At 66.2% G+C, this 12,995-nt stretch carries 12 protein-coding genes; 8 read left to right on the forward strand and 4 right to left on the reverse strand.

The genetic code is table 11. The annotated features are described in order from the left end of the window. Positions 1 to 14 precede the first annotated feature (14 nt). The 6 genes from mmsB to ACVMB1_RS09520 all read left to right on the forward strand — a co-directional run bounded on the left by mmsB (position 15) and on the right by ACVMB1_RS09520 (position 5,972). Positions 15 to 902 carry a 3-hydroxyisobutyrate dehydrogenase gene (gene mmsB, locus ACVMB1_RS09495; RefSeq protein ID WP_076826580.1) on the forward strand — a complete coding sequence of 296 codons (888 nt, stop codon included), beginning with the start codon at positions 15 to 17 and terminating at the stop codon, positions 900 to 902. A 130-nt stretch (positions 903 to 1,032) separates the two neighbouring features. Continuing rightward, positions 1,033 to 2,757 carry an AMP-binding protein gene (locus ACVMB1_RS09500; protein WP_076826582.1) on the forward strand — a complete coding sequence of 575 codons (1,725 nt, stop codon included), beginning with the start codon at positions 1,033 to 1,035 and terminating at the stop codon, positions 2,755 to 2,757. A 13-nt stretch (positions 2,758 to 2,770) separates the two neighbouring features. Then, positions 2,771 to 3,250 carry a MaoC family dehydratase gene (locus ACVMB1_RS09505; RefSeq protein WP_016846543.1) on the forward strand — a complete coding sequence of 160 codons (480 nt, stop codon included), beginning with the start codon at positions 2,771 to 2,773 and terminating at the stop codon, positions 3,248 to 3,250. 192 nt (positions 3,251 to 3,442) lie between these two features. Beyond that, a complete protein-coding gene (locus tag ACVMB1_RS09510; protein ID WP_225159189.1) occupies positions 3,443 to 3,589 on the forward strand; it encodes a hypothetical protein in 147 nt (48 codons plus the stop codon). Positions 3,590 to 3,831: 242 nt separating this feature from the next. Then, positions 3,832 to 4,749 carry an SDR family NAD(P)-dependent oxidoreductase gene (locus tag ACVMB1_RS09515; protein WP_076826583.1) on the forward strand — a complete coding sequence of 306 codons (918 nt, stop codon included), beginning with the start codon at positions 3,832 to 3,834 and terminating at the stop codon, positions 4,747 to 4,749. A 2-nt stretch (positions 4,750 to 4,751) separates the two neighbouring features. Then, complete coding sequence (locus ACVMB1_RS09520) at positions 4,752 to 5,972, forward strand: TIGR03862 family flavoprotein (RefSeq protein ID WP_076826585.1); 1,221 nt, start codon at positions 4,752 to 4,754, stop codon at positions 5,970 to 5,972. A 98-nt stretch (positions 5,973 to 6,070) separates the two neighbouring features. On the opposite strand, the gene ACVMB1_RS09525 is transcribed toward ACVMB1_RS09520, so the two are convergent. Beyond that, entirely contained in the window at positions 6,071 to 7,288 is a 1,218-nt protein-coding gene (locus tag ACVMB1_RS09525) for an MFS transporter (protein WP_076826587.1), read from the reverse strand. 93 nt (positions 7,289 to 7,381) lie between these two features. Here ACVMB1_RS09525 and ACVMB1_RS09530 point away from each other — a divergent pair, with 93 nt between their 5' ends. Further along, entirely contained in the window at positions 7,382 to 8,284 is a 903-nt protein-coding gene (locus ACVMB1_RS09530; RefSeq protein WP_076826589.1) for a LysR family transcriptional regulator, read from the forward strand. Between the two features lie 111 nt (positions 8,285 to 8,395). On the opposite strand, the gene ACVMB1_RS09535 is transcribed toward ACVMB1_RS09530, so the two are convergent. From ACVMB1_RS09535 to ACVMB1_RS09545, 3 genes are all read right to left on the reverse strand, one after another. Beyond that, positions 8,396 to 9,475: a D-TA family PLP-dependent enzyme gene (locus ACVMB1_RS09535; RefSeq protein ID WP_076826591.1), complete on the reverse strand. Its 1,080-nt coding sequence runs from the start codon at positions 9,473 to 9,475 to the stop codon at positions 8,396 to 8,398. Between the two features lie 127 nt (positions 9,476 to 9,602). Beyond that, positions 9,603 to 11,420: an ABC-F family ATP-binding cassette domain-containing protein gene (locus ACVMB1_RS09540; RefSeq protein WP_076826593.1), complete on the reverse strand. Its 1,818-nt coding sequence runs from the start codon at positions 11,418 to 11,420 to the stop codon at positions 9,603 to 9,605. A gap of 4 nt (positions 11,421 to 11,424) precedes the next feature. Next, positions 11,425 to 11,925: a YaiI/YqxD family protein gene (locus tag ACVMB1_RS09545; protein ID WP_076826595.1), complete on the reverse strand. Its 501-nt coding sequence runs from the start codon at positions 11,923 to 11,925 to the stop codon at positions 11,425 to 11,427. A 135-nt stretch (positions 11,926 to 12,060) separates the two neighbouring features. Between ACVMB1_RS09545 and ACVMB1_RS09550 the strand changes: the two genes are divergently transcribed. Further along, entirely contained in the window at positions 12,061 to 12,864 is an 804-nt protein-coding gene (locus ACVMB1_RS09550) for a hotdog family protein (RefSeq protein WP_076826597.1), read from the forward strand. Positions 12,865 to 12,995 lie beyond the last annotated feature (131 nt).

The following is a 12,995-nucleotide window of genomic DNA, read 5'->3' on the forward strand; positions in this document are numbered from 1 at the left end:
GCGGAGGACTTCCCATGGCAAACGTCGCATTCATCGGGCTCGGCAATATGGGCGGGCCGATGGCCGCCAATCTGGTCAAGGCCGGCCACAAGGTGACCGCGTTCGATCTGGTCGCAGCGTCTCGCGATCAGGCCAGGAGTGATGGCGCCGCGATCGCCGAGAGCAGCGTTGCTGCGGTGAAGGGCGCCGATGTCGTCATCACCATGCTGCCGGCCGGCAAGCACGTGCTCGGTGTCTGGAACGAGGTGCTGCCCGCGATGGCCAACGGCGCGCTGATCATCGACTGCTCGACCATCGACGTCGAAAGCGCAAAGCAGGCGCATGTGCTGGCTGCCAAGCACGGCATGGCCTCGGTCGACGCGCCGGTCTCCGGCGGCACCGGTGGCGCCAAGGGCGCGACGCTGACCTTCATGTGCGGCGGCGAGCCGAAGGCATTCGCGGCGGCCCAGCCGATGTTGGCAAACATGGGCAAGAAGATCGTGCATTGCGGCGCGGGCGGTGCAGGGCAGGCAGCCAAGATCTGCAATAATATGATCCTCGGTATTTCCATGATCGCGGTCGGCGAGGCTTTCGTGCTCGCCGAAAAGCTCGGCCTGTCGCACCAGGCGCTGTTCGACGTCGCCTCGACCTCGTCGGGACAGTGCTGGTCGCTGACGACCTATTGCCCGGTTCCCGGCCCGGTGCCGACGTCGCCGGCCAACAACGATTACAAGCCGGGTTTTGCTTCGAACCTGATGGTCAAGGACCTGACCCTGGCGCAGGACGCCGCCAATGCCGCCGGCGCGGTCACGCCGCTCGGCAAGCACGCGCAGGAGATCTATAAGACCTTCGACGCGTCGGGCCACGGCGGGGTCGACTTTTCCGGAATTATCCAGCACGTTAGGGCCCTTGCCCCGAAGTAAATCGCCGTCATCCTGAGGTGCGAGCGGAGCGAGCCTCGAAGGATGCGAAAACGGTGCCTGTAGCCATCCTTCGAGACGCCGTGCTTCGCGCGGCTCCTCAGGATGACGTCAGAATACGTGGTGAAGCCGGATGACCACATTTCAGGACGCTCGCGCCTTTCTGCTCAAGCACCGCACCGACTACGACGCCGCGGTGAAGGGATTTCGCTGGCCCGATCCGGTGCCGTTCAACTGGGCGCTCGATTGGTTCGATGCCGAACTGGCGCGAAATCTTGACAGCCGCGACCGGCCGGCGCTGTGGATCGTCGATGCCGCCAGCGGCAACGAGACCAAGCTGTCCTTCGCCGAGCTGTCGCGCCGCTCAAACCAGGTTGTAAATTTCCTGCGCGCGCAGGGGCTGAAGCGCGGCGATCATCTGTTGCTGCTGCTCGGCAATGTCGTGCCGCTGTGGGAGACCATGCTGGCGGCGATGAAGCTCGGCGTCGTCGTGATCCCCGCCACCACGCTCTTGACCGCGGATGAATTGCGCGACCGGCTCGACCGCGGCAAGGCGAGGGCGGTGGTCGCCACGCAGGATCAGGTCGCGAAGTTCGCGGGCCTCGGCAGCGACAAGCTCGCCCGCATCGTGGTCGGCGCGACGCAGGCGCAGGACGGCTGGCTGCCGTTCGAGGATTCTGCCAAGCAGTCCGATGCATTCGCGCCCGATGGCCCTACCAAGGCCGACGACCCGATGCTGCTTTATTTCACCTCGGGCACCACGGCAAAGCCGAAGCTGGTGCGGCACAGCCAGCGCAGCTACCCGGTCGGCCATCTCTCGACCATGTACTGGATCGGTCTGCAGCCCGGCGACATCCATCTCAATATCTCCTCGCCCGGCTGGGCCAAGCATGCCTGGAGCTGCTTCTTCGCGCCGTGGAACGCGGGAGCGACGATCTTTATTGCGAATCAGCCACGCTTCGAGGCGAAGGGACTGCTCTCGATCATCGGCCGCTGCGGCGTGACCACGCTTTGCGCGCCGCCCACGGTGTGGCGGTTGTTCATCCAGGAAGAGCTCGCGAGCTTCAAGGTCTCGCTGCGCGAGGTCTGCGGCGCTGGCGAACCGCTCAATCCGGAGATCATCGACCAGGTCAAATCGGCCTGGGGGCTGACCATCCGCGACGGCTACGGCCAGACCGAGACCACGGCGCTGGCCGGCAACTCGCCGGGGCAGAAGGTGAAGGTCGGCTCGATGGGCCGGCCGCTACCGGGCTATCGCGTGCAGGTGACCGACAATGACGGCCACGCCGCGAAGGAAGGCGAGGTGACCTTGCTGCTCGGCGCAGACCGGCCGGCGGGCCTGATGCAGGGCTATCAGGGCGACGACGGCAAGCTGATCGGCACCGACGGCGAGATCTATCGCAGCGGCGACGTCGTGTTCACCGATGACGAGGGTTATCTGACCTTCGTTGGCCGCACCGACGACGTGTTCAAATCCTCCGACTACCGGATCTCGCCGTTCGAGCTGGAGAGCGTGCTGCTGGAGCATGACGCGGTGGCCGAAGCCGCCGTGGTGCCGAGCCCGGACCCGATCCGGCTGGCGGTCCCGAAGGCCTATGTGCTGCTGGTATCAGGCGTCGAACGAACGCCGGAGACCGCGCTGTCGATCTTCAAACATTTGCACACGCGGCTCGCACCGTTTAAACGCATTCGCAAGATCGAGCTGGTCACCGAACTGCCGAAGACGATTTCTGGAAAAATCCGTCGCGTGCAGTTGCGCCGGCTCGAACACGACGATGTCAGAAGCGATGCGTTGCGCGGGGTCGAGTTCCGCGAGGAAGAATTTCCGGAGCTGCAGAAGGTGCGGACCTCCGGTTAGCAGAGGTTAGCCAATGAACGAAGTCTGGAAGAAGCCGCCGGTGTCGCTGGAAACCTACCAGGGCATGGTCGGCAAGGAGATCGGCGTGTCCTCGTGGCACCTGCTCGATCAGGGCCGCATCGACACCTATGCCGACGTGATCGAGGATCACCAGTTCATCCATGTCGATCCCGAGCGCGCCAGGAAGGAGACCGCCTTCGGCACCACGATCGCGCATGGCTTCCTGACGATGTCGCTGATGTCGATCATGTCCTACGAGGTGATGCCGGTGCTCGAGGGCACCGCGATGGGCGTCAATTACGGCTTCGACAAGCTGCGCTTCATCTCGCCGGTGCGCTCCGGAAAACGCGTCCGCGGCCGCTTCGTGCTGGCCGAAGCCACGCTGCGCAAGCCGAAGGAGTTGTTGTCGCGCACCAACGTCACGGTCGAGATCGAGGGCGAGGAAAAGCCCGCGCTGGTCGCCGACTGGCTCGGCCTGATCTATTTCAGCTGAGGATCACAAGACACGGTTGTGTTGCAACCGCGAAGGGTTGTGCACCTCTCCCGCAAGCGGGGAGGTGCAGCGAGCCACCTCAATCTGTTTTTCAGGCGGTGCGCTGCTCTGGCCCATGTAGCGCATTGACGGCTGTGTTCCCCGGTGTCCATGATGCCCGCTTTAGGCGGTGCGGTCCCGGGAGTGGCAGCCATGGTGCAAAACATCGTCGCCGGAATTGTCGTAGTCGCTTTGATTGTGATCGGTGCGATTAGCTACGCTCAAGAGCATCACGAGTGCTGGAGCGGGCATCTGCTCAAAAGCCTGAAACCCTGCGGGTCGATGACCCCTTCGGTCTAGCGCGCCGGGCTTGACCCGGCCATCCATCGCTGCTCAAAAGTCTCCAACCTTTTCATGCCGCTCGGGCACTAACCCTCTCCCCTTGTGGGAGAGGGCGGCGAAATCGAGCGGAGCGAGATGAAGCCGGGTGAGGGGTCTCTCTCCGCGTGCTCATCCGTGGAGAGAACCCCTCATCCGGCGCGCTCGCGCGCGCCACCTTCTCCCACAAGGGGAGCAGGGAAGTCAGAGCAGGAATGACAAGCATGGCAATCAGGTTTGACGGACGCGTCGCTATCGTCACCGGCGCGGGCAATGGTCTCGGACGGGCGCATGCGCTGGGGCTCGCCAGCCGCGGCGCCAAGGTGGTGGTCAACGATTTCGGCGGCGCGCGCGACGGCACCGGTGGGTCGCTGTCGCCGGCCGAGACCGTGGTCGAGGAGATCCGGAAAGCCGGCGGCACCGCGATGGCCGACGGCGCCGACGTCTCGAACTTCGAGCAGGTCACCGCGATGGTCGAGCGCGCCACCAAGGAGTGGGGCAGCGTCGATCTGTTGTGCGCCAATGCCGGCATCCTGCGCGACAAGTCGTTCGCCAAGCTCGAGGTCGCCGACTGGGCCAAGGTGCTCGACGTGCATCTCACCGGCACCTACTACTGCTGCAAGGCGGTGTGGGCCGGCATGCGCGAGCGCAACTACGGCCGCATCGTGCTGACGACCTCGTCGTCCGGCCTGTTCGGCAATTTCGGCCAGGCCAATTACGGCGCGGCGAAGGCCGGGATGGTCGGCCTGATGAACGTGCTCGCCGAAGAGGGCCGCAAGAACAACATCAAGGTCAACACCATCTCGCCGACGGCTGCGACCCGCATGACCGAGGAACTGCTGCCGCCGCAGGCGCTGGCGCTGATGAAGCCGGAAGCGATCACGCCCGCGGTCGAATTCCTGCTCTCGGAGGACGCACCGACCCGCACCATCATGGGCGCCGGCGCCGGCTCGTTTGCCGTGATCCGCGTGCTGGAGACCGAAGGCGTCAACCTGCCGCAGTCGGAATGGACGCCGGACGGCGTCGCCGCGCACTTCAACGCGATCAGCGACATGTCGACCGCGAAGGCGCTGCAGGGCGCGTTCGAGCAGACGCAGAAGTATGTCGCCCAGGCCGCCGCGCGGGCCGGGATCAAGCTCTGAGCATGAGCGTCGCCGTCATCGGAGCCGGACCTGCCGGCCTGATGGCGGCGGAGGTGTTCGCGCAAGGTGGCGCACAGGTCACCGTCTACGACGCGATGCCGTCGGCCGGCCGCAAGTTTCTGATGGCCGGCCGTGGCGGGCTCAATCTCACCCACTCCGAGCCGCTGCCGGATTTCCTTGCGCGCTATCGCGAGGCGATGCCGCATCTGAAGGCTGCGGTCGAGGCTTTTCCGCCTGAAGCACTGCGCGTCTGGAGCGAGGCGCTGGGGCAGCCGACATTCGTCGGCAGCAGCGGCCGCGTATTCCCTGAGGCGTTCAAGGCGTCGCCCCTGCTGCGTGCCTGGCTGCGGCGGCTCGATGCCGCCGGCGTTGCGTTCGCATTCCGGCATCGCTGGATCGGATGGGACGCGCGCGGGGGATTGCTGTTCGAGACGCCGGACGGCCAGCGCACAGTCAAGGCCGATGCGACCGTGCTGGCACTCGGCGGCGCGAGCTGGCCGCGGCTCGGCTCGGACGGCACCTGGGCGGAGATCCTCGCCGCAAAGGGCGTTGCCATGGCGCCGATCAAGCCAGCCAATTCCGGCTTCACGGTTGCCTGGTCGAATATCTTCTGCGACCGGTTCGAGGGCCAGCCGCTCAAGGGCGTCGCGCTCACGATTGGTCCGCATACGGTGCGCGGCGAAGCGATCGTCACCCGCGCCGGCATCGAGGGCGGCGCCATCTATGCGCTGTCGGCGGAATTGCGCGAGGCGGTGCTCGCGAAGGGAACGGCGACACTGACGGTGGCGTTGCGGCCCGATGCCGCGCGCCACGAACTGGTCGCGCGTCTGTCGGCGCCGAAGGGCAAGCAATCCCTTTCCAATTTCCTGCGCAAGGCCGCGCAGCTCTCGCCGGTCGGCATCGGGCTGTTGCAGGAGGCGGCCGTCGCCGTCGGCCGTTCGCTGGCCGCGCTGCCGCCGGCCGAATTGGCCGAACTGATCAATGCGGTGCCGATCCGGATCACCGGCGTGGCACCGATCGCACGCGCGATCTCGAGCGCTGGCGGCATCAGGTTCGACGAACTCGACGCGCATTTCATGCTGCGGCGGCTGCCCGGCGTTTTCGCGGCCGGCGAGATGCTCGATTGGGAGGCGCCGACCGGCGGCTATCTGTTGCAGGCGTCGTTTGCAACAGGCGTCGCCGCTGGGAAGGGCGTGTTACGATGGCTCGTGCAGAAATCGTAGCTCTGTAGGATGGGTAGAGCGAAGCGAAACCCATCAACTTTTTTCCCAGCGGAAGCATGATGGGTTTCGCTGCGCTCTACCCATCCTACGGGATAGGCTCATTCCGAGCCGGTCTTCGTGGCGAGGTCGGTGATGAATCCAAGCACACCGAACGCCGCAGCCACCGCACACACCGCGGTCCAACCACCAAAGTTCCACGCCGCGGATGCCGCTGCCGCGCCCACCGCGCCGCCGATGAAGAACAGCGCCACGAACAGGCCGTTGATGCGGCCGCGCGCTTCGGGGCGCAGCAGGTTGACGGCGCGGCGGCCTAGCGTCTGGTCGGTGGTGATGCCGAGATCGAGCAGGATGGTGCCGAGGCTCAGCGCGACGAGTGCTGCAATCCGCGACTCCAGTACGCCGGCCCAAGCGCACAGCGCGAGCGATGCGGATATCAGCAGATGCGAGCCGATCAGCATCGGCCGTGCCAGGCCACGGTCGCCCCAGCGGCCGGCCAGCGGCGTCGCGACGGCGCCGGCAACGCCGATCAGTGCGAACAGTGCGATGCCCTTGGCGTCGAGCTTGAACGGCGCGTCCGGCAGGCGTAGCGCCACGGCGGCCCAGAACGCGGTGAACGAGGCCATCACCAGCGCCGCGGTCCAGGACCGGACGCGCAGCACCGGCTCCTCGCGCAGCAGTGTCGGGAACGAACGCAGCAGCGCGCCGTAGCTGACCTTCGCCGCCGGCTGTAGCGTCGGCAGGGTGCGCGCCAGTGCTGCGGCGAGCACCGTCATCAGCACGGCCGAGGTGACATAGTAGCCGCGCCAGTTCCAGCTGTCCGCGATCAGGCTCGCCATCGGCCGCGACAGCAGGATGCCGATCATCAGGCCGCTCATCACATCGCCGATCGCCTGTCCCCGGCGCTCCGGCGGCACCATCGACGCAACCAGCGGCACCACCATCTGGATCGCGGCGCACGACGCGCCGAGGATGAAGGTGGCGGCCAGCAGGATCAGCGGCGTCGGCGCCATCGCGGTGCCGATCGCCGCGACGATAGCGCAGGCCAGCGTCCGCAGGATCAGCCGCTTGTTCTCGACGAGGTCGACCAGCGGCACCAGCAGCAGCAGCCCGAGCGCGTAGCCCAGCAGGGTCAACGTCGAGATCAGGCCGGCCTCTAGCGTGGTCATGCCGAGCGAGCGGCCCATCAGACCGACGAGGATCTGCGGCGCAAAGAGATTGGTGACGACGGTGCCGGTCGTGATGGCGCCGATCCAGATCAGCGGACGCACGGCGACGGTGCGCGCCGGGGAGAGTTTGGTAGCTTCGGAGATGGTCATGGGACCTCGCGATGGAGTGGCGAGGCCCCCTTTAGGGGATCGGGATAATATGCTACAATTCAAATAAGATGATGAAGAATATGCGAGATTATTATGAACACCCATGACCTCGTGGCGTTCGTCGCCGTGGTCGAGACCGGATCGATCGTCGCGGCCTCGGCGCGGCTGAACCTGACCCAGCCCGGCGTGACGCGGCGGATCCAGAATCTCGAGGAGATGCTCGGCGCGCAGCTGCTCGACCGGCTATCGAAGCCGCTGAAGCCGACGGCGGCGGGAATCGAAGCCTATGAGCAGGGCCGCCGGCTGCTGCGCATGCTCGACGACCTCAAGTCAGGCGTCGCCAATGACGGCGTGGTGCGCGGCGAGTTCAGGCTCGGCCTGACACCGTTTTTGTCGGAGGCCGGGCTGACCGGACCGCTCGATGCGGTGCGCGGCGAATTTCCGGCGCTGGCGGTGCGCGTCGTCTCCGGCTGGTCGCCCAACCACATGGAGCGGGTCAGCCGCAACGAGCTCGATGCCGCTGCAATCTGTTTGCCTGACGGCACCGCGCCGCCCGACGATCTCGTGGCCGACGATCTCGGCGCGCAGCCGGTGGTGTTCGTCGTCGCGCGCGACACGAAGACGCCGAAGTCGGTCGATCTCGAATGGCTGTCGCGGACCGGATGGGTGATCAACCAGGACGGCTGCGGCTTTCGCCAGACGCTGAAGCGTCAATTCGATGCGGCGCATCTGCCGTTCAACATCGCGGTCGAGGCGCTCGACAGCGAGCTGCGGCTGTCGCTGGTGGCGCGCGGGCTCGGCATCGGCCTCGTGACGCCGGTGGCGCTGAAACGAAGCCCGATCCGTAGCCGGCTCAAGGCCGTGAAGATCGCGGATTTCAATCCCGCAGTCCGCGCCTGGATCGTGCATCGCCCGCCGGCCGGCCGCCTGGCGCGGCCGATCGAGGTGTTTCGCGCGGCGCTGGACCGCGAGCTGCAGGCGCTGATGCGGGAATAAATGCGGAGTTCGTAGGATGGGTAGAGCGAAGCGAAACCCATCAACTTCGATCCGCAGTGACATGATGGGTTTCGCTACGCTCTAGCCATCCTACAAGGTCTGTGTATGCGGCTACCGCAGCTTGCCCCGCGCCGTCACCGGCAGCGCACCGATGATCTCGTCACCGCGCACCATCACGACCTCGTCCATCATGTTGACGACGACGCAGACGTGATTGGGCACGATCCGCACCACGTCGCCGACATTGGGACGGGTGTTGCTGCGGGAGAGATCGAGGAAGCCGTGCTCCTCGGCGAAGCGCGCGATCCTGGCCTCGGGATGTTCGAGGATCAGGCCGTGGCCTTCGAGGCCGCCGGTGTCCGAGGTCAGCGTCTTGGAGCCGGCATCGAGGATGCCGCGCTCGGGGCCGGCGCGGCTGACGACGGTGGAATAGATGTGCAGCGCGCAATCGTCCCAGGTCGCGACGCCGGCCGCGACCTGCATGCGGTCGTTGTAGATGTAGGTACCGAAGCGATGCTCGGTGCCGCCCTTCAGCTTGCCGAGATTCTTCAGGTTCGGCGTGCCGCCGGTGGAGACGATGGTCGCGTCGAGGCCATGGGCGCGCACGCCGGCTAGCGCCTCGTCATAGAATTTCTGCGCATCGGCCCAGCCGGTCTCGGTCGGATACAGCATGAAGCCCGCGAAGCTGAGGCCCTTGGAGGCTGCGATCTCGCGCGCCAGCGCGATCGCCTCGGCCGGGGTCTCGACGCCGGCGCGCTTGCGGCCGGTGTCGCATTCGACCACGACCGAGAGCGGGCGGCCGGAGGCGGCGGCGGCCTTCGGCAGGTCGCCGACGACGACGGAATTGTCGGCTGCGACGGTGACGTTGGCCTTTGCTTGCAGCGCGCCGAGCCGCGCCATCTTCTCGTCGCCGAGCAGATTGTAGCTGATCAGGATGTTGTCGATGCCGGCGTCCGCCATGATCTCGGCCTCGCCGAGCTTCTGGCAGGTGATGCCTTTGGCGCCGGCCTTGATCTGCAGCTGCGCCAGCATCGGGTTCTTGTGCGTCTTGATGTGCGGACGGTTGGCGACGCCGGCCTCGTCGCAGGCCTTCTGGATGCGCGCGATGTTGCGCTCCACCCGGTCCATGTCGATCACGGCGCAGGGCGTGCCGTATTCCTTGGCGATCTTGGCGGCGAGGGGCGTCGTCATCGGGGTGGCTCCATTGCAGAGTTTCCGTCATTGCGAGTGGAGCGAAGCAATCCATCTGTCCGCGTTTGCAGATGCATGGATTGCTTCGTCGCTCCGCTCCTCGCAATGACGGCAAGAATCATTGTGTTCATGCCTGCTCGATCTCTTCGCGCAGCACCTCTAACTCGAGCCAGCGGTCCTCGGCGGCAGCGAGCTCTTGCTGCGCCTTTGCGATCGCGGCCGAGGCGGCGTCGAATGTCTTGCGATCCTTCGTATAGAGATCGGGATCGTCGAGCAGCTTCTGCTGCTTGGCGATCTCGTTGTGCAGCTTGTCGATGGTCTTCGGCAAGGTTTCCAGCGCGTGTTTCTCGTTGAAGCTCAGCCGGCGCCGCGGTGCTGCCTCGGGCGCCGCGGCCCTGGCTTCCTTCTTCTCTTCGGTCGCGGTATCCGCCTTCACCGTCTCGCGCTTCACGTCGGCGCCGCGCTGCGTCAGCATGTCGGAATAGCCGCCGGCATATTCGATCCAGCGGCCCTGGCCCTCGGGCACGATCACCGAGGTCACGACGCGGTCGAGGAAGTCGCGGTCGTGGCTGATCAGGATCACCGTGCCTTCGTAATCGCCGAGCATGTCCTCGAGCACGTCGAGGGTTTCGAGATCGAGGTCGTTGGTCGGCTCGTCCAGGATCAAAAGGTTCGACGGCTTGGCCAGCGCGCGCGCCAGCATCAGGCGGCCGCGCTCGCCGCCGGAGAGCGCTTCCAGCGGCGTGCCGCGCTGCTCCTGCGCGAACAGGAAGTCCTTCATGTAGCCGATGACGTGCTTCGACTTGTCGCCGACCATGACGTGATCGCCGCGGCCGCCGGTGAGCGCCTCGGCCAGCGTCAGCTTCGGGTCGAGGCTCTCGCGGTGCTGGTCGAGGGTTGCCATCTCGATATTGGCCCCGAGTCGCACCGAACCGGACTCGGGCGGATCGTTGCCGATCAACAAATGCACCAATGTGGTCTTGCCGGCGCCGTTCGGGCCGACGATACCGAGCCGGTCGCCGCGCTGGATCCGAGTCGAGAAGCCGTCGACGATCCTGCGCTCGCCGAACGCTTTCGCGATGTTCTTGGCTTCGATCACCAGGCGGCCGGACTTTTCGGCTTCGGCGGCGGCGAGCGTTGCATTGCCGGTGGCGCCGCGATAGTTGCGGCGCTGGTCTCGCAGCGCAAAGAGATTGCCGAGCCGCTTGACGTTGCGCTTGCGGCGGCCGGAGACGCCGTAGCGCAGCCAGTGCTCCTCGTTGACGATCTTGCGGTCGAGCTTGTGCTGCTCGCGCTCTTCCTCGGCCAGCACCTCGTCGCGCCACGCCTCGAAGGCGCCGAAGCCGCGCTCGATCTGCCGGATCTGGCCGCGGTCGAGCCAGGCCGTGGTGCGCGACAAATTGGTGAGGAAGCGGCGGTCATGGCTGATCAGCACCAGCGCGCAGCGCCGGCTATCCAGTTCGCCCTCGAGCCATTCGATGGTCGGCAGGTCGAGATGGTTGGTCGGCTCGTCAAGCAGCAGGATATCGGGCGAGGGCGCCAGCACCCGGGCCAGCGCCGCACGGCGCGCCTCACCGCCGGAGACATGCGCCGGATCTTCCTCGCCGCTGAGGCCGAGCTGTTCGAGCAGATAGCGCGCCTGGTAGTGGTCGTCGCCGGGGCCGAGGCCGGCCTCGACATAGGCGAGCGTCGTCTTGTGGTCGCCGAAGTCCGGCTCTTGCGGCAGATAGCGGATGGTGGCGCCCGGCTGCACGAAACGGCTGCCCGCGTCCGGCTCGACCAGGCCGGCGGCGATGCGCAGCAGCGTCGACTTGCCGGAGCCGTTGCGGCCGATCAGGCAGACGCGCTCGCCCGCGGAGACCGACAGCTCGACGCCGGTGAGCAGCGGCGTGCCGCCGAAGGTCAGGCTGATGTCCTTGAGCTGGATGAGAGGGGGAGGAGCCATCGCGCTAACCCTGCTGGCTCGCCTGCGCCTGCTCGGCGCGGCGGCGCTGGATACGGCGGATGGTCTGGTCGAGCGTCGACAGGAAGGTCGAGCGGTCGCGCGGCGAATATGATTTCGGCCCGCCGGTGATCTCGCCCGACGAGCGCAGATCGGTCATCAGGTTGCGCACCGCGAGCGTCATGCCGATTGACTGCTCCGTGAACGGCTTGCCGTTCGGCGCGATCACGTCGGCGCCGGCCTTGACGCAGCGGCTCGCCAGCGGGATGTCCGCCGTGATCACGATGTCGCTCTCACGCGCGCGTTCCGCGATCCAGTCGTCGGCCGCATCCATGCCGGAACCGGCAGCGATGCGCTCGATCAGCGGATCCTGCGGCACGCGGATGAAATTGCCCGCGACCACGCTGACGGGCACGCCGTGCCGGATCGCGACGCGATAGATCTCGTCCTTCACCGGGCAGGCGTCGGCGTCGACATAGATGCGGGTGGGAGCAGGGGTTTCAGTCATCGATTCCAGGGTTGGCAGGCGCGGCCTGCGTGTACTCCATCGGGCGGAAAATAGCGAGCAAAACGAGAGGCTTGTCACGCTGCCCGGTTCGACTACGATTGCCTGAGAAAAACAACGGAAATAAGGGGAAACCCCATGGATTCGAAGACGGCTTCGCTGACCTACTGCGTCTCGGCGTACAACACCTCGAAACTGTCGGAGAACAAGATCCACGACGACACGGTGGCGCGAAAGTTCGGCTTTTCCGGCGGGCTGGTGCCCGGCGTCGACGTGATGGCCTACATGATGCACCTGCCGGTCGAGAAATGGGGCCGCGACTTCCTCGCGCGCGGCCTGATCGAGGCGCGCTTCGTCAAGCCGGTCTATGACGGCGAGATCGCGGAATTGACCGGACAGGAGACCGGCAATGGGCTGACGATCGAGCTCCACAGCCGCGGCGAGCTCTGCGCCACCGGCACCGCGTCGCTGCCGGCCTCCGCGCCGAAATTCGTGCTCGATGACTACAAGCAGGTCGCCGCGGTCTCCGAGCGCAAGCCGGTCAGCGCCTCGTCCTATGAAGAGGGCAAGTGGCTCGGCACCATCCCGCGCGACTGGTCGGGCGATGCCGCGAAGGAGTATCTCGCCGATATCAGGGAGACCGACCCGATCTACCTGCGCGAAGGTCTCGGCCATCCCGGCCTGCTGCCGCGGGTGATGAACAAGGTCCTGGTCGACAATGCGATCCTCGGGCCCTGGATCCATGTCGGCACCCGCATGCAGTTGCTGTCGGCGGGCAAGATCGGCGACGAGCTGACCGCGCGCGCCAAGGTGACGGGCAATTACGACAAGAAGGGCCACCGCTTCGTCGAGCTCGACGCGCTGGTGCTCGGCAATGGCACCCCGCTCGCGCATTGCTGGCATATCGCGATCACCCAGCCGCGCGAGCAGGCCGCGGCGTAACTTTCCACCTCTCCCCGTTCTTCACGGGGAGAGGTCGGATCGCATCGCAGATGCGATCCGGGTGAGGGGCAAGGCACAATTCCAGTTACAACGACCTTGCTCGCCGGATGGAGTCCCTCACCCCAGCCCTC

The organism is Bradyrhizobium sp. USDA 4504 (assembly GCF_054063995.1).